Here is a 20,379-nt window from a genome sequence, read left to right as displayed (position 1 = left end):
GGGCGTCAGGCCGGGATTAACCCCAGCAGCTGTTGAGGCCCTGCTTGGAGGTTTTCGACTCAATACCGTCTACCGGGCTGTCGGTAATCAACTCAACACCGGTGTTGACGAAGTCGAGGCCTTCGCTGGCCTGCGGTTTTTTGCCGGTTTTGGCGTATTCCACAATGGCTTCAACGCCCATGGATGCCATCCGCAGCGGGAACTGCATGGAGGTCGCGCCAATCACGCCGTCGGCGATGTTTTCAACACCCGGGCAACCACCATCCACAGACACCACCAGCACGTCGTTCTGACGGCCAACGGCGCGCAGGGCTTCATAGGCACCGGCAGCGGCCGGTTCGTTGATGGTGTACACCACGTTGATTTCGTGATCGCGTTGCAGCAGGTTTTCCATCGCCCGACGGCCGCCTTCTTCAGCGCCCTGGGTCACGTCATGGCCAACGATGCGTGGATCGTTTTCATCGCCAATGCGGTTTGGATTCTTGATGTCGATGCCAAAGCCCTGGAGGAAGCCCTGGTCACGTGCCACGTCGACGGTGATCTGGCTGGTGTTCAGGTCCAGCATGGCGATTTTCGCAGAGGCTGCCTTGTCACCCAGCTGGGCCTTGGCCCATTGGCCAATCATTTCACCGGCCTTGAAGTTATCAGTGGCAAAGGTCGCGTCGGCGGCATCGGCCGGGCTCAGAGGTGTATCCAGTGCAATCACCAGCAGGCCGGCAGCGCGGGCGCGATCAATCGCAGGAACAATGGCTTCCGGGTCGGATGGGGTAATCAGGATGCCCTTGGCACCGGAGGCAATCAGGTTTTCTACCGCTTGCACCTGGGATTGGTTATCACCGTCGAACTTGCCCGCAAAGGTGCGCAGCTCAACACCCATATCATCGGCCATTTCCTTGGCGCCTTCGCGCATTTTGACGAAGAACGGATTGGTGTTGGTTTTGGTAATCAGACCAACCACTGGCTTGTCTGCCGCAAAAGCGGAGGAAGACAGGGCAGCAGCAGAGAACATGGCCGCAGCGGCCAGAGCTTTGAGTTTCATTCGAGACTCCCGATTATTTTTGTTGTTTGGGTGACATGCTTGTCATAACGACTCGGCGTCGTCAGGAGCAGTTAACTCAGACGACATTAATCGGGCATTTCGTAATCAGCGGCGGCTGTTAACAATTGAAATATTTCAAACCGGCACTGACATTTTGGCGGTTACGTATTGGGTTATGTTGTCAGGCTACTTGCGTACCCTTGCGAGCGTGCAACAATTTCGACTTTGAATTCATCGTATTGGCGCAACGAGTGGCAGCATGGCCACCCCGGATGCGCCGATGCATGCAGTAATCAGGCAGGAAACAACAATGCTAACAACCATTTCCTTTGGCGAAGTTCTGATCGACATGCTGTCCAACAAGGTTGGCGGTAACGCCGACAGCGAACAGGAAACCTTTACCAAATTTGCCGGTGGCGCGCCGGCCAACGTTGCCGTTGCGGTTGCCAAACTGGGCGGCGACAGCCGCATGGCAGGCAAAATTGGTGAAGACATGTTTGGCGACTTCCTGCGTGATTCCCTCCATGAAGCCGGTGTGAATACCGACTACCTGCTGGGCACCCGCGAAGCCAATACCGCACTGGCGTTTGTGTCGCTGGACGACAGCGGCGAGCGTTCGTTCACGTTTTACCGCAATCCGTCCGCCGACATGCTGTTCCGCGCCGATGAGTTCAAGACCGAATGGTTTGCCAAACCCGGCCTGTTCCATTTTTGCTCCAACACCCTGACTGCCAGCGACATTGCCGCGGCAACCGCAGCCGGTGCCCAAATGGCCGCCGACGCCGGTTGGTTGGTAAGCTTTGATGTGAACCTGCGCCATAACCTTTGGGCCAGTGGCAGTGCCGATTCAGCCCTGGTATGGAAGTTGGCGGCGGATGCCCATCTGGTGAAAATGAGCATTGAAGAAATGGACTACTTGCGTGGCGACCAGTCCGAGCAAAACGCCATCGAACAGCTGTTCAAAGGCAGCGCCAAACTGCTGCTGATCACCGATGGTGGTAACCCGCTGCGCTACTTCTTCAAAACCACCAGTGGCCTGCAGCAAGGTCAGATTACTCCACCTGCGGTGAAGATGGTCGACAGCACCGCCGCTGGGGATGCTTTTGTCGGTGGTTTGATGGTGCAACTGGCCGAGCAGGAAATCAGCGCCGACCAGCTGCTGACGTTCTGCTCAGACACCGCCAAACTGGAGCAGGCATTGGCGTATGCCGCCCGTTGCGGTGGCTATGCAGCAGCCCATTACGGCGCCTTTGTGGCATTGCCAAACCGCGAGCAGCTGGAGAGTTTTCACAGCGCCTGAGGCTGAGATTCCATTGCCATCCAGCATCAGCAACCAGTGGGCTTGCCTGCGTATACTCATTCGTAGCAGCTCACTGGTCAAAATTTAAGATTCACCCCGCCCTGAATCGCCACCAGCTGGCTGTGGTTGATATTCAACGAATCACTCAGCACCGACAGCTTGCCCCAACGATGGTCCAGCCCCAATCGAACCGCCTGCTGTTCAACATCAAAGCCTGCCTGCCAGATCACGCTGCCCGGTTGCCAGGCAAGCCCGAGCTCATGGCCGTTGCGAATACCGTTAAAGGTGCTGAGCAAGGTCAGATCCCATGTTTCTGATAACGCCAGCGCCTGTTGCAAACGCTGGAAACGCGGCGGCCGCATCGTTCTGAACACCTCGCCTTCGCGCTGGTAAACCGGGAAATCGCCGTTTGCGGTGATCTCGCCATCAACAAACTGCCAGTTTTTGGTGCCTATGGTGACGGGCGTCTCTTGCCAGTCGATCCGCGCCAGCAGGTTCCAACCCTGATAGTGCATACGATAGCCCTGCCACTGCCAGTCAAACATCAGGTCAAGACTGTACAGGTCGCCGTAAGAGCGTTGATCCAGTTGTCGGGCCGGAGGAATCTTGTCTTCGGTGTAGGCGTAATCGACGTCCAGATCTCCGCCCCAGTTGTCGGCGTCGGTGTAATTCAAAGTGCCAGAAACACTGCCCCACAGCAGCCGATAGAGCCGCAGCCAGGTCACCGACGGTCGCAGCTGCCAGGAGCGACCAGCCCCCAGCTGCCAGCCCAACGACACGCCTTCGCCTTCATAGTGACGGGCCCGCACAGTGTCGGTTACCGAGTAATTGTTGGCCAGTTCAATGCCGTTGGCTTCGTAGTAAAAACCCTCGGCCAGCTGATTGGACATTTCGTATTCGGCGTGATGGCGATACAGGTATTGCAGTTGCAATGGCCCATAGCCAAGGGTGACGGCGTCCTGAAACCACAGCAAACCGTCGTCGTCCTGCTCCAGCGTGCCGCTCCAGTTGTCCACCAGACCGGCCACCGCCATCGGCCCTGCCCAGGCGTAGATATCACGCTCGACTCCGGCTTCCCACACAGGTAATGCCGTTGCAGCAGCGGGTTGCCCCAAGGCTGAACTGGCCGCCAACAACACCGCCGCCGCCGGGCTGCAATGCCAGCGCCCGTACGAGTGTTTCTTCCATGACATCAAGGGAATTCCTCAACCAAGCGGGCTAACAAGCCCCTTAAAATCTACAAAAACGGGGAGCCGAAGCTCCCCGTTGGATAACGTCAGCGAGCCTTAATTCGCTGCCGATACCAGGAACTCTGGTGTTACCACCAGATTGTATTCACTGCCGTCATCGAACACGAATACCGGAATGCCATCACGGACTTCCAGAGTGCCTACTTCGAAGCCACTGGACTTGATGGTGCCGCCCAGCTCCACCCCGGACTCACACTCGGCCAGTGCAGTTTCGGTATCACCGGATTCACAGCTGGCGGTGATGTTCATGGTGGTGGTGCCGTTGCTGATCGTCAGCTTGTTACCGGTGGTGCTGGTGAAGCCATTGAGGCTGTTCATGCGCAAGGTAACGGAACGCTCACCGTATTCCAGCAACAGGCTGCCAGAGGCATCCTCCAGACCCAGACGATTCACCACCAGACGGATACGGGCATCGTCCAGCGTGACAACACTGGATTCGATGTTCAGTACCGCTGACATTTTCAGGTAGCTATCTTCGGTTTGCTCGATGCTGTCGAGTGGGCTATCTGCAGGAGTTTGATCGTAAACCCATACTTCCGCCAAAATATCACTTTCACTTGCCAAAACTTCTTCAGAAGTCAGGTACAAACTAGAGCCCAAAGTAAAAGAGCCTTGGTCAGTAGTTACCTGGATCATTGAGTAGGCTTCAATATTCAGTGGATATGTTTCCAGTGCCAATGCGACCCACTCTTCCGTTGTCAGATCTGTGCTCTCGGGGTAAAGAGTGTAACCCTCATCTCCATTGATGGTGAGATAGCAAACCCATGGCGCTAGCTCCGGATCATCGCTACCTTCACTGAAGCAATCTCCAAACAAGTAGTTAACGGCGCTATTTTCGACCACTGATCCCAGCGAAAAGTCGTAAGACACACCGCTGTAACCTGCTTCAGTCAAGAGATCATCTAGCAACGCAATTTCACTGGCAAGGCTACCGGGAAAGCGTACATTGTAAGAACCATCGGACACGTCAGTGATGGTGTAGTCTTTACTGAAAGAGTGGGCCATCAATCCAAGCGAGGCGATGTCGTCATTATCCGGCAGCGACTGATAGTTGCCGTTGATCTGTTCAGCCAGCAAACCATAGTCCATGGTCAGCGTTGCGCTCAGAGCCACGGTGCCAGCGTCAGCAACGTCTGCGGTCGACACATTCAAGGTGCCGTCTTCCAGTTTCACCATTTCGGTAACCAGATACAGCTCGTCCTCGAAGTAAACCGGCATGCCATCGGCGTCTTTCAGAACCCCCATTTGCAAGCTGGCGCTGCCTTCGAAGCCGATGGCGCTGCTGTCGGCTTCCGTCACCGTCAGGTTGCCGTAGAAAGCGATGGTCGGGTTGGCCGGTTCGCTATCTTCGCCTTCAAATGCGGTTGTGGTCTGGGAAAGCTGACCGTCAAACACTACAGTTGCACCAGCGTCGTTGGTCAGTTTGGTTTCACCACTGAAGCTCATCATCAAGGATATCGGTTCCAGTGTCTGAATGTAGTAACCGGCCGTGTCAGTGTCTTCCGAATGTGTTCCAGTCAGTTCCGCTGCAAATTCACCCTTGATGTAGTCTTCGGTGCTGTTGGTAACGTCCACATTCACCGCCATGGTGATGCTGGTCGCACCGCTATCTGCCACGCGAGTGACCAGCAGCTCCGAATCAATCATGGCAGTGGCCTGAGAGAAGTCGGCATCAGTGGTATCAGATGCAACCCCGGTCAGGGTGCCGTTCAGGCCAGCGCTGATCGATACAGTATCGGCCAGGCTGACATCACCCGCCATATTGCTCAGGAAGACATCACGGGCCGCCTGATCGGTGAACGCCATGTTGGCAGACGCACCACCGGAGAAGCTGAGGCCATCGCTGCTGCTGATTTGGTAACTGGTCAGTGCATAGTCGATCGCCGTCTCGCCGCCATCATCGGACGTCAGTGTCAGCAGCAGGTCGCCACCGCTAATCTGCAAGTCAGGCTCTTCAGAGTCCACATTGGAGGTGCCCATGAAGTTGGCAGAATCAATCAGACCGCTATCGTCCACCGTGTAGGTGATCATGAAATCACCGAGAATTTCTTCAGTGCCATCATCGGCAGTGATCATGTCCTTGATGGAGCCTTCGGTAGTGGTGCCCTCATCAATGTAGCCGTCGCCATTCATGTCCCATACGCTGGTAACGTAGAATTCGTAGGCGCCGTCGTCGTTCAGGGTCACCAGCTGGTTGTTAACCAACTCGTCGTGGTTGTTCTGTACCTGAGAGGCCAGTGCAACACTTTCAAGCATCAGGTTGGTGGCGTCGAACAGAATGCCCTGACGGGTTTCTTCGTACTCTTCACAGTATTCGACCGTCTCAAACGATCCCGTGGTGTCGTTGTATTCTTCAGTGGTCCAGCATTCCGTTTCAACCTCGCTGCTGATCACCAGCTCATTGAAACCACGAATCAGATCCGACTGCTCTTCAAACGTTGGTGCCAGTACCTCCAGTGCCTCGGCCTGATCCACAAACGCATCGCCGAGGGTTTGAACACTGTCGTTGTTCAGCGCAGCTTCCCATTCGTTCAGCTCCAGCAACAGGTCGATGGCCTGTTCCGCTGCCAGCGCCTGAGTCATTTCTTCATCGTTTTCGTCTTCGTCTACCACAACGACGGTTTCAGTATCTGCTTCTTCAGCTTCTGCTTCGGTTGCTTCCTGCTCCAGTACCGCCTGGGTAGCACCGAGGTCTGAACCGGTGGTGGTTTCAGCAACCTCGACGGTCTCTTCGGCACTTTCAAAGATTTCCTCGAGGTCGATCACGTCGTCGCTGGAAGAGTTGGCGGTCAAACCGCCGTCATTGGCGTAGTCATCTGCCAGGGCTTCAATCACCGTTGCAACGTCCTGACCACGGCCACTGGCGATGGTCGCAATGGAGGCCACAATGGCGCCGTAAAGCTGTTCTTCTGCGCTCGCTGCACCCGCTGTGGACTCGGTGATATCGGCTGGCACCGAATTGGTGATATCGATGTTGTCCAGACCCAGCAAGGTCGCAGTGGCGTTGTTGGCAGAGGCCACCTGACTGGAGGACGTGTAGCCCGCGCTTTCTATACGCTTGGCCGCCAGGTGCGTTACCGGCGTTACCATCAGGCTTTTGGCGGTATCAGAACCAAATGATGGCAGTACCGCAGTAAGCTCAAAGTCGGTGTTGTTGTACGGGTAAAACTGGCCAAAGGTGTAGCTGTTGCCGTTCCAGTTACAACCCGTTGCCGAGTCACACTTCAATTGGGTGGCGTCGTTGGTGGTCATGGTGACCTTGACGGGCGCATTGGCCGGGATATTGGTCATGCCTTCAAGGCTGTATTGGCCGGTGGCGTTCGTCGTGGTGGTGCCGTACTCGATGCTGCCATCCAGACTGGTCGCCCGCACGGTGGCATTCATCAAAATACCTTTTACCGCTAGCCCCGTAAGGCTGACCTGGGTGGTATCACCGCCTCCGCCATCTCCAGAGTCGCTGCTGGAGTTGCTGGAACCGCCGCCACAGGCCGTTAACCCCAATGCGATTGCCAGCACCAGCGGGCTTGCCTTGAACTTGTCCATCGTCATATCCCTTGTTGGCCAAATTTTGATCGAGTGTAATGTTGTTAAGAAAAGTCTCATCAAATCGTCAGCTAAATAATGGCCAAACCCTGTTTAAAAACAAGCGGTCAGTGGAACTATTCGGGCAATAAATCGGGAAAAGTCAGCCGTAGGAATCTTGAGGCTCAGATGTAACCCCAAATGCACATGATGACGATGGTGGCTGCCTGCAATGAGGACTGGCAATCAGGTCTGGTAATGGCTTATGGCAGGAATTGAGGACAGAGCCATCAACACACAACTCGGCACCGGGTTGTTCAGAGGCTCCAAAGGACAACCGGAGGAGAGCAGGAAGAAAAGAAGAAAGACAGAAGAGCGAAGAAGGTAAAGCAAAGAGAAAAAGCATCGCGCCTGCCGGATAGCAGACGCGGCTTGGATCAGGTCGTGGCTTAGGTCAGGTCGTGGCGACGGGTGTAACCAGCGCAATGAACTGCTCGTTGTCTTGTAACGAGTTAAAACTTGGATCGTCCTTGGCCTGTAGCCGCAGGGTTTCGGATTTCAGAATGGCTTCTTCCAGGTCTCGCAAGGCTTCGTCAGGGAAGCCAGATTCGGCATGGGCACAGGCACGCTGGAACAAGGCGTGGCTGTTTTCCGGGTCGATATCCAGCGCCTTGTTGGCCAGGCTGGAAGCCCATTGAGCCTGCCCCAGCAGCAAGGCAGAGTCGGCCTTGTAGGTTAATGCTTCGACGTCGTCCGGACGCAAGGAGAGGATCTGATCGTAGATGTTGATCTTGCTCTGCGGGCTGTTTTCCTGCGACGCCTTCAGCCACAACGAGTGGATTTCGTTGGTCAGCGTAATCTCTTCCTGTGCCGCTGCAATATGGCGAGACTTGGATTGCAGTTCACGCTCCAATGCTTCCAGGCGCTGTTCATAGGTGCCTGTGATCCGCTTGATCTCCTCGTTGGCGTACGAGCCTACCCGCTCCTTGATGTCACGCAGCGAGTTCCAGCCCACCAGTACCAGCAGGGTCGAGGCACCGGCAATGAGGTAGAAAAAGTAGGTCACGGTATCGGTGGCGTAGGTTAACGCCCGGTCTGCCACCTGCACTTCACGGTCGACGATCTTTTCAGTGAACTCGATGCGGGTATCGGCCAGCATCTGCCGCAGGTTTTTCACTTCGTCGAGGATGTAGCGCTCGGTAAAGGCGGTGTACAAGGGCGTTTGCAGATTGTTGATGGTCTGCTCGGCCTTGGCGTCTCCGTCAGCCGATTTTTCCGCGGCTTCCTTGGTGTTTTCAGCTGCAACGCAAAACGCAGCAACCAGCCAAAGGCTGATTACTGCGAATATGGTTGTCAGCCGCAGGCCCCGAAAGGGGATCAAGCGGTTTGTTGCTTCCATACGTCTGCCTGTTCGACCAGTCGTGAGTGAAGTGCTTTGACTGCCACACTATAGTCAGAATCGCTGACGAGGAACATCATATCTACCTGACGCATGGCCTGGTGGACCGCGTGAATGTTCACGCCTGCATCAGACAGCGCACCCGCTGCAGACTGCAGCAAGCCCGGCACCTTCATGTCGGAGCCAATCGCACTCACCAATGCCAGCTTCTCAAGGCGAACCTCGGCGGTGTCATAAGCCTGACGCAGTTTCTCCATCAGGGTGCTGATACGACGCTTGTTACCCGCGATGTAGAAAGTCACGGTATTGGCGTTGAAATCCTTGGTCAGCACATTCAGACCGGCTTCAAACACCAGGTTGGCCATTTTCTGGCCATGAGTCGCATCACCGACCATTTCCTGGTCGAAAACTTCCAGAGCCCAGACATTGCGGGTACCGGCGATGATCTCCACCTTGGGCGTCGAGCTGCAGTACTCACGACGAATTTCAGTACCGTTGTGCTCTGGCTCGAAAGTATTACGGACGATCAGGCGAATGTCCTGCTTACGCAGACCAGCGGCGGCTTTCGGGTGAATGGCTTCCATACCCAGGTTGGCCAGTTGGTCGGCAACGTCGAAGTTGGTCATACCGATTGGCTTGACGTTCTCGGCACCGACCAGCATAGGATCGGCCGTGCTGAGGTGGTATTCCTTGTGGATAACCGCTTCCAACGCATTCGTAGTGGTGGCGATCTTGCTGAAGGTCATTTCAGAATAGCCACGGTCGTAGGTGCGCATAAGGCCTTCGCGACACTGGGTATAACCCGTCACGATCGGCATTTCTGTTTCCAGATCAACGCCCTGGAATGCTTTCAGGATGTGGTCATCGAAGCTCATCTGGGTGTCCGAGCGCCAGTTGGTCAAATCAATGAAACGAGCGTTCACATCATGCTGACGCAGCAACAGCACAGAGTTGTAGGCACTGTGGGCTTCGCCCATCGCACTGAGCATCTCGCGCACACGGTGCAGGTGGTCGTCGAGCTGGAAATGACCGAAGCTGCAGACAGCCTCAAGGTGCTCCAGGCATTCACGAACATCGTCCATACGCTCTTCAATGAACTGGTCTGCACGCTTGCGCACCATTTCATTATTGAGGCCTTCCGGGCCAAACATTTCGGCGTTCTTGCCTTTCATCATTTGCAGGACTTCTTCCAGCTTGCCCTGCCATGGGCGCGCTTCATCCATCTCTGCGAATAATGCGTAAACACCGGCCTCACCGGTTTTCTTGTGCTCCAGCAACCCGTTGGTCATACCACTGTATGCAGAAACCACAAAAATGCGGTTGTACAGGCTCTCTTGCTGATCGCCCACCGCACGTGGACGCATCCAGATGTTGTCCAACACCATCTGGTGCTGGCTCATCGACGTACCGCCAATTTTTTCGACACTGTGTGCCATGACTTTCTTGCTCCTGATCATCGGGTTGCTGAAACGGTCGTTTGGGTGACTGATTTGGTAATCAGGCCAAGGTGTCGTCGTTCAGCTTGTAGGCGCCATCTTCGTCATGGATTTCCTTGCCGTTCAACGGAGGGTTGAATACGCAAGCCATTTCCATGTCTTCAGTGGTGGCACGCAACAGGTGTTTGTCGTTCTTGTCCAGAATGTACAGGGTACCTGGCTCAATCGGATAAACCTTACCGTCATCGCAGGTCTCGATCTCGCCATAACCGCTCATGCAGTACACGGACTCAAGGTGGTTTTTGTACCAGATTGGGGTTTCCGTCCCCTTGAAGATGGTGGTGATGTGAAACGAGAAGCCCATGTTGTCGTCAGCCAACAGCATACGAACGCTCTTCCAGGTACCACCATCAATATTACGGTTTGAATTTTCACAATCTTTGAGAGTACGAACAATCATTTTTGTCACCAGATTCGAATGAATTTTGAATTTTTGCTGAATCGCGATCGCCCGAGGCGAACCGTTGAGGCTCAAGCCCGGCAAAACGCAAGCAAGCGCAGCTGCTGGCAGATCACCAGCAGCTCAATGCAGGCGGGGCGAGCGCCCCGCCAATCAGGAAGCTTTGGCCAGACGTTTGGCCATGACGTCTTCGACGCAGGACTCTAGAATATCCAGGCCCTTGTTAAGGGTGGACTCTTCAATCGTCAGAGGGGTCAGGATTTTCACTACCTGATCATCAGAACCACTGGTTTCAATAATCAGACCACGCTTGAATGCCAGTTCGGTAATGTCACCGGCAATGTCACCGTTGGCAAACTCAATGCCCTGCATAATGCCGCGACCCTTGTGTTTGATGTCCCCGGCAAAACCCGCCTGAATGGTTTTCAGACGTGACTTCAGCAGTGAGGCTTTCTGCTTCACCTGCTTGGAGAACTGGTCATCGGTCCAATAGGTTTCCAGCGCCATGCGAGCAGTTACGAACGCATGGTTGTTACCACGGAAGGTGCCGTTGTGTTCACCCGGCTTCCAGGTGTCCAGCTTTTCTTTCATCAGCACCACGGCCATTGGCAAACCGTAGCCACCCAGTGACTTGGACAGGGTGACAATATCCGGCTGGATATCAAATTCTTCAAAGCTGAAGAAAGTACCGGAACGGCCACAGCCAGCCTGAATATCATCAACGATCAGCAGCATGTCGTGCTTGCGACAAATCTTCTGCAAACCCTGCATCCACTCTTTGGATGCGGCGTTCAAACCGCCTTCGCCCTGAATACATTCAACAATCACAGCGGCCGGGTGACCCAGACCAGAGGAACCGTCTTCCAGAGCCTTCTCAAAATACTGCAGGGTATTGAAGTCACCCAGGTAGCCGTCGTAAGGCATGAAATGAACGCCCGGCAGAGGCATGCCAATGGCTTCTTTATAGTAACCGTTGGCAGTCACAGAGGCAGCGCCCATGGTGCAACCGTGAAAACCATTAGTGAACGAAACAATGTTCTGACGGCCGGTGTTTTTACGGGCAATTTTCAGAGCCGCTTCCACCGCGTTAGTACCGGTCGGACCAGTAAACTGCACCTTGTACTTCATACCGCGTGGCTCAAGGATATTTTTCTGGAAGCTTTTCAGAAAATCGCGCTTGGCTTCGGTATGCATATCCAGACCATGAGTCACGCCGTCATTCTGGATGTACTCAATCAGAGCATCCTTGAATGCAGGGTTGTTGTGGCCATAGTTCAGCGTGCCAGCACCGCCGAGAAAGTCGATGTATTCCTGACCGTCTTCGTCAATCAGGGTGGCGTTGTGTGCTTCGCGGAAAGTCACCGGAAATGCACGACAGTAACCACGTACGTTGGATTCGATCTCTTTAAAAATGCCCATGATATTGCTCCTGAAGGTAATAAAAATCGCTTGGCCGCGGCAGCGCACAAGGTCACCGCGCGGCGAAAAATCTGCTTGAGTCGTTTTAATCAGCCAGCGTCTTGCAACGTGGCGGCAACAGAAAACGGACCGATCTCCAGTAATTCCTCGGTGTCGTGCGCGCCGCCAAAGTGGCTATCACGCTCAAAAAACACCGTACTGGTCAGTTCCGTATCAAGGTCCCGCGCCAACTTACGGAAAGTGTTCCATGACGCTTCGTTGGACGGTGTGATGGTGGTATGCACATAGCTCACCTCACCTTCCAGACGCGTCAGCAACGCTTTCAGCATTCGGGTTGCGAGACCCTTTCCCCGAGCAGACGGAGCGACAGCAACCTGCCAGACGAACAAAACTTCCGGACGCTCAGGTAAACGGTATCCGGAGATAAAACCGGCAATCTGGCCATCACGCTCAGCCAGCACTGCGGTATCCCGGAAATGGGAGCACTGCAACAGGTTGCAGTACATTGAATTGACATCTAAAGGCTTGCAGTTATCCACCAACCCAAAGACTGCAGAACCATCCGTTGATTCCGGCTTTCTAAAAACAAACTCACTTTGTTCTGTAATATTTTTGTCAAACAAACTCGTTTCTGAATTTGCCATCTTTTTCTAAAGAACCGCGTACCGGCTGGACTCTGTTGGCATTGGATATCAACAAACCCGCCATTACGGCTCAGTTATTTACTTAGGACACTAAATAAACTAGCATCGAGTAAATTTAATTACAACACTAAATATTTGAATCCGTTAACACTCTCGGATCATCGGACCACAGGAGAAAACCCAGCCAACCCGCACCAGCTCAGACGCCACGCGCAGTTATGAGGCATCTGCGGCTTTTGGAATTTGTTTGTACTCTAATCTTCGGGAGCAAGGTAAAATGGGCGTCATACACACAACACCGCCGATAAACATGAAACGTTACGATGAAGTCCTGGTGGCACTGCGCCGCATCATTCGGGCGACCGACCTGCATTCCAAACGACTGAGCAAGACCTCAGGCCTGACATCACCGCAGCTGCTGATTTTGCAAACCCTGCGCAACAGCGATGAAATGACGGTCGGCGAACTGGCCAAACGCATCAGCCTGTCGCAGGCCACCGTCACCACCATCATCGACCGGTTGGAAAAGCGGAACTTCGTGCTGCGTGAGCGCGGCACCCAGGACAAACGCAAGGTTTACCTGCGCCTGACCGAAGACGCCCACAAAGCCCTGCTGGATGCACCGCGCCCCTTGCAGGAAAGCTTTATCCGCCAATTCCAGGATTTGCAGGACTGGGAGCAAACCATGATCCTCAGTTCTCTCGAACGGGTGGCACAGATGATGGACGCCCAGCACATTGACGCTTCTCCGGTGCTCGACCTTGGCGCACTGGATCGCGCCACTGCGACCAATGTCCAACAAACCAGTGACCCTCTCTGACAAATCCTCTCGAACAGCCGATATATAGCGGTGTCCGATCAGGCCAGCACTGATCGGATTGTCCGACCGAAGCCGCATTTCTTAATCGCGGTCATACACTTGTCACTCCGTCTGTGCTAATCCTGTTAGCGGTCCCCTGATGAGTCTGACGCCTCTGCTCAGCTTGTCAGCCGGTCGTTAATTCGGAACAACCAACCCAGGACGGAGAGATTCCATGACCGAAGTAGTCATCGTTGCAGCAACTCGTACCGCTATCGGCAGTTTTGGCGGCTCATTGGCCGGCATCCAGGCAGTAGATCTGGGCGCCCGCGTCATCAAGTCAGTAATGGAAAAGACCGGCGTTGCCGCCGATCAGGTAGACGAGGTGTTGATGGGTCAGGTTTTGACAGCAGGTGCTGGTCAGAACCCCGCACGACAAGCCGCCATCAAGGCTGGCCTGGCAGACACTACCCCCGCCATGACCATCAACAAGGTTTGCGGCTCCGGCCTCAAGGCCCTGCATCTGGCGGCTCAAGCCATTCTGTGTGGCGATGCCGACCTGATCATCGCCGGTGGTCAGGAATCCATGTCCAACGCGCCACACACACTGCCAAATTCCCGTAACGGCCAGCGTATGGGCGACTGGAATATGGTCGACACCATGATCAAGGATGGTCTGTGGGACGCTTTCAACGACTACCACATGGGCATCACCGCCGAAAACATCGCCGATGAATATGGCATCGCTCGTGAAGAGCAAGATGCGTTTGCTGCCGCATCCCAGGCCAAGGCACTGGCGGCCATTGAGTCTGGCAAGTTCAAGGACGAAATCACTGCGGTTGAAATCCCGCAGCGTAAAGGCGACCCGATCATTTTCGACACCGATGAAAACCCGCGTGCGGGCATCACCGTAGAAAAACTGGCGGGCATGCGTGCGGCGTTTAAACGTGATGGTTCCGTCACGGCCGGCAACGCCTCCTCCCTGAACGACGGTGCCGCCGCGGTAATGCTGGCCAGCCGCGCCAAGGCCGATGCTCTGGGTCTGCCGGTACTGGCAACCATCAAGGCCTACGCCAACGCCGGTGTCAGCCCAACCATCATGGGCACAGGCCCAATTCCAGCGACCAAAAAATGCCTGGAAAAAGCCGGCTGGGATATCTCTGATCTGGATCTGATTGAAGCCAACGAAGCCTTCGCGGTACAGGCGCTGTCGGTCAATAAGGGACTGGGCTGGGATGAATCCAAAATCAACATCAATGGCGGTGCCATTGCGCTGGGTCACCCGATTGGTGCGTCCGGTGCCCGTATTCTGGTTACCCTGCTGCATAACATGATTCGTGAAGACGCCAAGAAAGGCCTGGCGACTCTGTGTATCGGTGGTGGTATGGGGGTTTCCCTCGCCATCGAGCGTTCCTGAGCGCCTGATTAGCAAAGGCTAAATCCAAAGGCTAAAGCAAAAGCCAGCGCTGTTGCGCTGGCTTTTGTCATTTTCAGGCCGGGGCCAGGTTATTCAGTCGTCCTCGTCTTCCGGCTCTTCCACTTCCGGTAGCGTCCACGCCATCGCCACTCCAGCCAACCCCAGCAACGCCAACAGCAAAATCACCCCGGCTACCGAGATCAAACCACTCAAGCTACCCACACCGCCCAGCAACAACAGCATCAGACCAATCCAGGTATTACTGGCTGACACATAATCAGTACGTTGATTGCCATCGGCCATATTCACCAGATAGGTCTTGCGGCCGGTGCGAACGCCCTCATGGGCAATGCTCAAGAGAAAGTACATCAAGGGAATAAACCAGGGCAGCGCCACCAGCCCGGCATCCGTCCAGTCAACTGCAACGACCACCACACCACATACGGCAACCAACGCCGACGCCAGCAACAATACGTGGCGACTGGAGCGATCTGCCAAACGCCCCCAGACACTGCCCGACACCAGGCTGGCCAGCCCGCTGGCAGCCATCAGCAGGGCCAGCAAACCCAACCCACTGTCGTCACTTTGCTGGGCCAACACGACGTAAAACGGTGCCGACAGCGCCGAACACAACATCAACGTACGGGCTATAACAAACCGCATCAGCAAGCGGTCTTGCCAGATCGCCTGCAAGGGCTGAAATACCGACGCAGGGGCCAGATCTTCGGCTTCACGCTCGCTGGCAGGCTCATGGATACGGCTGTAAACCAGTGCTGCCAGCAACCACAAGGCCGCAGCCAGCCCAAACCCCATGGTGTAAATCAGCGTGCTTTCCGGCAGCCACCAGAGTGCCGCCGCGACCGCCAGGGTGACCAGCCCTGCCAGCGATGCCGACACCCCGGTCAGGGAGCCACGTTGAGGCTTGGCAATGACCTTGCCCATCACATCCTTCGACGACACCGAGCACAGCCCCCGCGCCAGACTGAATGCCGCCAACAGCAACAGCACCGCCCAACCCGCAGCAGCACCCTCCAGCAACAGCACCACCAGCACCAAGGCCGCCACCGACAGGGCTTGCAGCACGCTCCCCAAACACCAGAGCCATTTTCGCTGTGCCACCCGTTTAACCCAGGCCGCGATGAACAACTGGGGCAGTAACGAACCGGACTCCCGCAGCGGCACCAACCAACCCGTGAACGCCGCAGGTGCGCCCAGCACCGACAGAATCCACGGCAGGGTAATTTTCGGATTCACCAATGCATCGCCAATCTTGGTCAGCCACTGGGCCGTCAGCAACTGCACAAACGCTTTGGCAGTAGCGCGCTGCTGTGAGTCGCCAGACTCATACTCGGTAGAGGATTGGCCACTGAGGCGCAGGTACAGTCGTTCCAGCCAACCGGGGGCAGAATCAGGCTGCGGCATAAACAGGGTCCGTTGTCAGAGGTACAAAGGCACCATGGTAGCGTCGTTGACAGGCGGGGGTAAGGACATGGGTAAGGAAAAGACACGGTGAGCCCATTGGAGGCTCACCGCAGACGATCAGGAGTCGGTTTTTTTGGTGCTTCGGGTCGTGCGGGCGGCGGTCTTCTTTGCTGTCGCTTTTTCAGCAGCAGCTGGCTTGGGAGCAGCAGCTTTCGTGGCTGGGGTCTTCGCAGCAGGCGTTTTAGGTGTGGAAGATTTGGCCGTTGTCGTTTTTGCCGCAGGTTTGCTCTCTGTAGATTTCACTTCCTGAGCTTTTACTTCCTGAGTTGTAACGTCAGGCACTTTCGCTTCGGAAACTTTGGTTGCGGAAGTTTTGGCTTCAGTCGCCTTGGCAGCCGCAGGCTTGCGACTGCGAGCCGCTTTGGGCTTGGCCAATGCCGAAGCCGGTTCTGGCGCAACCGCACGCGCACTGCGTTTGGCAGCGGTTGTTGCGGCAACTGCCTTGGCTTCACTGGCAGGCACGGCCTTGCCGCTCAGTGGGGCCTTGGCCATAAAGGCCTTGATCTTGGGGGCAATCATCTCGCGGTAGCGGCGACCGTTGAAAATCCCGTAGTGGCCCACACCCTCTGCCTCCAGATGCAGCTTGCGGGAGTTCGGAATCGACTCACACAAATCCAGCGCACAGGCGGTTTGCCCACGGCCGGTAATATCATCCAGTTCACCTTCGATGGTCATCATCGACATGTTTTTGATGGCTTTCATGTCGACCAGTCGGCCGCGGTGTTCCATAGTGCCGCTGGGCAGGTCCTGATCGAGGAACACCTTGCGAATGGTGTCCAGATAGTAATGCGCGGGCATATCCATCACCGCCAGGTATTCGTTGTAGAACAGGCGGTGACCTTCGGCGCTATCGCCATCCCCACGCACCAGATCCGTAAAGAATTTGAAGTGCTTGCTGATATGGGTATCCCAGTTCATCGACATAAAACCGGACAACTGGATAAAGCCCGGATACACCAGCTGACCGCGACCGGCAAAACCGCGGGACACCCGCATAATGACGTTATCCTCGAACCATTCCAGATCCTTGCCGGAGGCATAGTCGTTCACCTCGGTAGGGCTGATACGCACGTCCACCGGGCCCCCCATCAGGGTCATGCTGGCAGGCAGGGCCGGGTCATCGTCCATCGCCATCAGACCTGCCGCTACCAACGCAGGCACACACGGCTGACAAACGGCCATGACATGAACGTCCGGGCCGAGGGTGTGGAGGAAATCGATCAAATAATCGACATAGTCGTCAAAGTGAAAGGTGCCATCGGCCATTGGCACGTCACGGGCGTTCTTCCACTCAGTAATGTACACCTCGTGATCCGGCAAAAAGGCTTTCACCGTACCCCGCAACAGCGTTGCATAATGGCCAGACAAAGGCGCGACCATCAGCACCTTGGGCTGTGGCTCCAGCTCGGCTTCGCGTTTGAAATGCAGCAGGTTGCAGTATGGCTTGCTTTGCACCACCTCGTAGGAAATACCCACATCCTTACCGTTGATTTCGGTCGAATCCAGTCCCCATGCCGGCGCTTCGTAGCAGTCTGTCAGGCGTTCAGTCAGCTCCATGCCAGCCCGCAGGGTGCGAAAGGTAACGGAGTAGTTGAGCGGGTTGAGTGGCTGATAAAGAAACTGCCGGGTCATGCGTGCCATTACATGCACCGGGCGCATGGCATCCATAAAATGAGCATTCATGTTGTACAGCATGAGGGTCCCCCTCCAGACTGGGCGATCGGGTAGTTTTGGATCGAATATGAATAAAAGCCTAACAGATTAACCCGTGGCTGCATGGTCGGCCCTTAGGCCAAAATCGTATAAAAAACAGCCACACATACCGTTTGATGCAAAAACGGCCAATTGATCCCAATAACCGTCGTAAAATCCTCTGATCGACATTCAACTCACAGAACAACACACTGTTGTTAGCGACAGCCTTATCGTCTTCAATCAGTCCTTTATGCTGCCGCGTTTGTTCCTGAGCGAGCGTTTTGCCATGAATCTGAAACTCCGAGTTATCCACAGCGCGCTGATGTCGATGGTGCTCAGCTTCCTGATGACCTGCTGGATCACCTACATCAACCTGGGTGCCGTAAATGGCTACTTCGGCTTCTGGATGAAAGCCTGGTTATTGGCCTGGCCACCGGCTTTTGTTATTTCCTTTGCCTTTGGTCCGGCCATTCTGAAGCTGTCTCATCGCTTCGCCCGTCAGAACTAGAGACCCTTTGCTGACACTTACAGGCGAACTTTAGACCAGCACCGACAACCAATAGTCGGGCACCGCCTGCGGTGCAACAGCGTACTGATGCCAGTACACTGACCACGACCTATTCGGCGAATGATGGAGAATTATATGAAGTACCAGGCACTGCTCGTGTCAATGATCGCTGCCAGCGGCGTCGTTCACGCAGAAGAAGAGAAGAAGCAACCACCGTACTGGGGCGGCTTTGCTGAACTCGGCAGCATTATCACCACAGGTAACACCGACACCAGCAGCCTGAATGCCAAATTTGGCGCCAAGCGCAAAGGCATCCAGTGGGATTCCAGCTACAAACTGCAAGCGCTGACCAGCCGTGAAGACGGTGATGTCTCGAAGGAAACCTACTACGGTGCTGCCCAGTTCGACCGTAACTTCACCGAGCGCTCTTACCTGGCCATTCATGTCGATCATGAACGTGCCCGCTTCTCTGGTTACACCTACGAAACCACCGCCTCCGTTGGTTACGGTTACCGGGTACTGGACGACGACATCAACAACCTCGACGTTGAAGTTGGCCCGGGTTATTCGCGCAAGAAACTGGAAGACTCCAGCGAACTGGAAGAAGAAGCCATCGCTCGGCTGGTTGCCGACTACAGCTGGCAGATCAACGAAGGCACCCAGTTTATGCAGCATCTGGTGGCAGAACTGGGACAGGAATCCAGCAGCTATGAAAGTGAAACCGGCCTCAAAAGCCAGCTGAATGGCTCACTGGCCACCAAAATCACCTACACCGTCAGCTACACCGACAATGTACCGGCCGATACCGAAAACACCGATACCGAATTCGGCGTCACGCTGGTTTACAGCTACTAATCCGATCCCACAAAAAAACGCCCGATTCAAGGGCGTTTTTTTATGGCTGTCAGGGACGCTCGTTAGCAGCATTAATCGCGCTCACTGATCTCCGGTGTCATCAGGTCATCAAACCCGGCGGCAGGCTCGGGTGGTTGCAGCTCGAAGCCACAGCGTGAACCTGACTTTGGCCGTTGCGGCATTTCCAGTCCGGTACCCGGGTCTAGCCGCATGCAAAGTTCGTCCAGATCAAAATGCCTACCGTCCGATCCGCCCGGCGGTGGTGGCGGTACAGGGGCAAAGCCGGGCATTACACCCAGCATGGCGCCGGTATCCATCGGCGGTCGATCGCTACCCTCCGGTGGCGGCTGGCGGCGGTCGGGTTCGGCTCTTCGGCTTGTGCGGCCATCAGACATTCGATCAGAGCCTCTGTCGGCCATGCCGTCGGATGAACGACGTTCTCCGGGCTCCGACGGATCACTACGCATGCTCTTGTCTGAGTCCCGACGATCCCTGTTACGGCCATCATCTGGCTCCCGGAACGGCGAGCCCGACAGGTTATCCAGAGTCGGCCAGCTGCGTTTGTCGTCGCGCTCGCGCTGCTGCAATTCCATCAGCTGCGTGGGCGACAGTACTTCGCTGAAAATCCGCTCTATGCCTACACGACCGGCTTCGATCTGGCTGTGATCCACTGGCCACGAAAACTGATCAATCACCTGATTGGCAAGAATATCCATGTCGGCCAGCTGGTTTTCGGTCAGATCAATGCCACGCGCCATGCGTGCCAGAATGCCGCGAGTGGCACGGCTGTGAAACTTGCGCACAATGTCGTCGGCCCGCTGGCGCTGTTCGCTGGTGAGAACTGACTGCAACTCAATCCGCATGGCAGCGAACAAATCCCGCGCCGCCAACCGTTCCTGAAGCCATTGTTGTTCGTCAAAGTGCTCTCCCCAGGAAGGCCCAAGGTTCTCACGTATGTCCGAAAAGCGGCTCTGGTAGGTTTTTTCGATGTTCTTGATCTGCTCTTGCTGGGTCGTGTCCAGGCCCAACAGATCGGCCCAGTTCATCACCCGACGACTGCCCTCCAGCGCCTGTGCAGCACCGGAAAGCAGCAGCAAAAAAGTCAGCAATGTTGAAACAAGCAAACGCGGCATAATCCCCGTCCGAAGCCAGTG

16 protein-coding genes are annotated in these 20,379 nt (G+C 55.4%); 5 read left to right on the top strand and 11 right to left on the bottom strand.

Features of this window, described 5'->3' with window-relative positions; all coding sequences use genetic code 11:
* Positions 1–16 precede the first annotated feature (16 nt).
* Positions 17–1,039, bottom strand: a complete 1,023-nt coding sequence (locus tag ACXADJ_RS16515) for a substrate-binding domain-containing protein (RefSeq protein WP_475067953.1) — start codon at positions 1,037–1,039, stop codon at positions 17–19.
* Positions 1,040–1,349: 310 nt separating this feature from the next.
* Between ACXADJ_RS16515 and ACXADJ_RS16510 the strand changes: the two genes are divergently transcribed.
* Complete coding sequence (locus ACXADJ_RS16510) at positions 1,350–2,339, top strand: carbohydrate kinase family protein (RefSeq protein WP_475067951.1); 990 nt, start codon at positions 1,350–1,352, stop codon at positions 2,337–2,339.
* A gap of 77 nt (positions 2,340–2,416) precedes the next feature.
* On the opposite strand, the gene ACXADJ_RS16505 is transcribed toward ACXADJ_RS16510, so the two are convergent.
* The 7 genes from ACXADJ_RS16505 to ectA all read right to left on the bottom strand — a co-directional run bounded on the left by ACXADJ_RS16505 (position 2,417) and on the right by ectA (position 12,469).
* Positions 2,417–3,532: a hypothetical protein gene (locus ACXADJ_RS16505; RefSeq protein ID WP_475067949.1), complete on the bottom strand. Its 1,116-nt coding sequence runs from the start codon at positions 3,530–3,532 to the stop codon at positions 2,417–2,419.
* 93 nt (positions 3,533–3,625) lie between these two features.
* Positions 3,626–7,132, bottom strand: a complete 3,507-nt coding sequence (locus ACXADJ_RS16500; protein ID WP_475067947.1) for a hypothetical protein — start codon at positions 7,130–7,132, stop codon at positions 3,626–3,628.
* Positions 7,133–7,565: 433 nt separating this feature from the next.
* Positions 7,566–8,510 carry a tetratricopeptide repeat protein gene (locus ACXADJ_RS16495; protein WP_475067945.1) on the bottom strand — a complete coding sequence of 315 codons (945 nt, stop codon included), beginning with the start codon at positions 8,508–8,510 and terminating at the stop codon, positions 7,566–7,568.
* Positions 8,489–9,946: an aspartate kinase gene (locus tag ACXADJ_RS16490; RefSeq protein ID WP_475067943.1), complete on the bottom strand. Its 1,458-nt coding sequence runs from the start codon at positions 9,944–9,946 to the stop codon at positions 8,489–8,491. The genes ACXADJ_RS16495 and ACXADJ_RS16490 overlap by 22 nt, the downstream gene beginning before the upstream one ends.
* Positions 9,947–10,007: 61 nt before the next feature.
* Positions 10,008–10,406 carry an ectoine synthase gene (locus ACXADJ_RS16485; RefSeq protein WP_475067941.1) on the bottom strand — a complete coding sequence of 133 codons (399 nt, stop codon included), beginning with the start codon at positions 10,404–10,406 and terminating at the stop codon, positions 10,008–10,010.
* A gap of 153 nt (positions 10,407–10,559) precedes the next feature.
* Positions 10,560–11,825 carry a diaminobutyrate--2-oxoglutarate transaminase gene (gene ectB, locus ACXADJ_RS16480; protein ID WP_475067939.1) on the bottom strand — a complete coding sequence of 422 codons (1,266 nt, stop codon included), beginning with the start codon at positions 11,823–11,825 and terminating at the stop codon, positions 10,560–10,562.
* Positions 11,826–11,914: 89 nt separating this feature from the next.
* Positions 11,915–12,469, bottom strand: coding sequence for a diaminobutyrate acetyltransferase (ectA, locus tag ACXADJ_RS16475; RefSeq protein ID WP_475067936.1), 555 nt, complete (start codon positions 12,467–12,469; stop codon positions 11,915–11,917).
* 310 nt (positions 12,470–12,779) lie between these two features.
* Between ectA and ACXADJ_RS16470 the strand changes: the two genes are divergently transcribed.
* Together ACXADJ_RS16470 and ACXADJ_RS16465 are read left to right on the top strand one after the other, a co-directional pair.
* The gene (locus ACXADJ_RS16470; RefSeq protein WP_036533708.1) at positions 12,780–13,289 is read left to right on the top strand and encodes a MarR family winged helix-turn-helix transcriptional regulator; all 510 of its coding nucleotides are present in this window, start codon (positions 12,780–12,782) and stop codon (positions 13,287–13,289) included.
* Between the two features lie 214 nt (positions 13,290–13,503).
* Positions 13,504–14,685 carry an acetyl-CoA C-acetyltransferase gene (locus ACXADJ_RS16465; protein WP_475067934.1) on the top strand — a complete coding sequence of 394 codons (1,182 nt, stop codon included), beginning with the start codon at positions 13,504–13,506 and terminating at the stop codon, positions 14,683–14,685.
* Between the two features lie 93 nt (positions 14,686–14,778).
* Here the strand turns inward: ACXADJ_RS16465 and ACXADJ_RS16460 are convergent, their stop codons facing one another.
* Both ACXADJ_RS16460 and ACXADJ_RS16455 read right to left on the bottom strand, forming a co-directional pair.
* Positions 14,779–16,107 (bottom strand): MFS transporter, encoded by a 1,329-nt coding sequence (locus ACXADJ_RS16460; RefSeq protein ID WP_475067931.1) that lies wholly within the window; start codon positions 16,105–16,107, stop codon positions 14,779–14,781.
* Positions 16,108–16,224: 117 nt separating this feature from the next.
* Complete coding sequence (locus ACXADJ_RS16455; RefSeq protein ID WP_475067929.1) at positions 16,225–17,862, bottom strand: polyhydroxyalkanoate depolymerase; 1,638 nt, start codon at positions 17,860–17,862, stop codon at positions 16,225–16,227.
* Positions 17,863–18,112: 250 nt separating this feature from the next.
* Here ACXADJ_RS16455 and ACXADJ_RS16450 point away from each other — a divergent pair, with 250 nt between their 5' ends.
* Together ACXADJ_RS16450 and ACXADJ_RS16445 are read left to right on the top strand one after the other, a co-directional pair.
* Positions 18,113–18,370: a DUF2798 domain-containing protein gene (locus ACXADJ_RS16450; protein ID WP_475067927.1), complete on the top strand. Its 258-nt coding sequence runs from the start codon at positions 18,113–18,115 to the stop codon at positions 18,368–18,370.
* Between the two features lie 135 nt (positions 18,371–18,505).
* Positions 18,506–19,225, top strand: coding sequence for a DUF481 domain-containing protein (locus ACXADJ_RS16445; protein ID WP_475067925.1), 720 nt, complete (start codon positions 18,506–18,508; stop codon positions 19,223–19,225).
* 71 nt (positions 19,226–19,296) lie between these two features.
* On the opposite strand, the gene ACXADJ_RS16440 is transcribed toward ACXADJ_RS16445, so the two are convergent.
* Positions 19,297–20,358, bottom strand: a complete 1,062-nt coding sequence (locus ACXADJ_RS16440; RefSeq protein WP_475067923.1) for a hypothetical protein — start codon at positions 20,356–20,358, stop codon at positions 19,297–19,299.
* Between the last annotated feature and the right edge of the window lie 21 nt (positions 20,359–20,379).

This window comes from Oceanobacter sp. ABM4_470 (genome assembly GCF_056158645.1).
The sequence above is the reverse complement of the archived record's forward strand: the minus strand, read 5'-3'. Positions and strand labels throughout refer to the sequence as shown.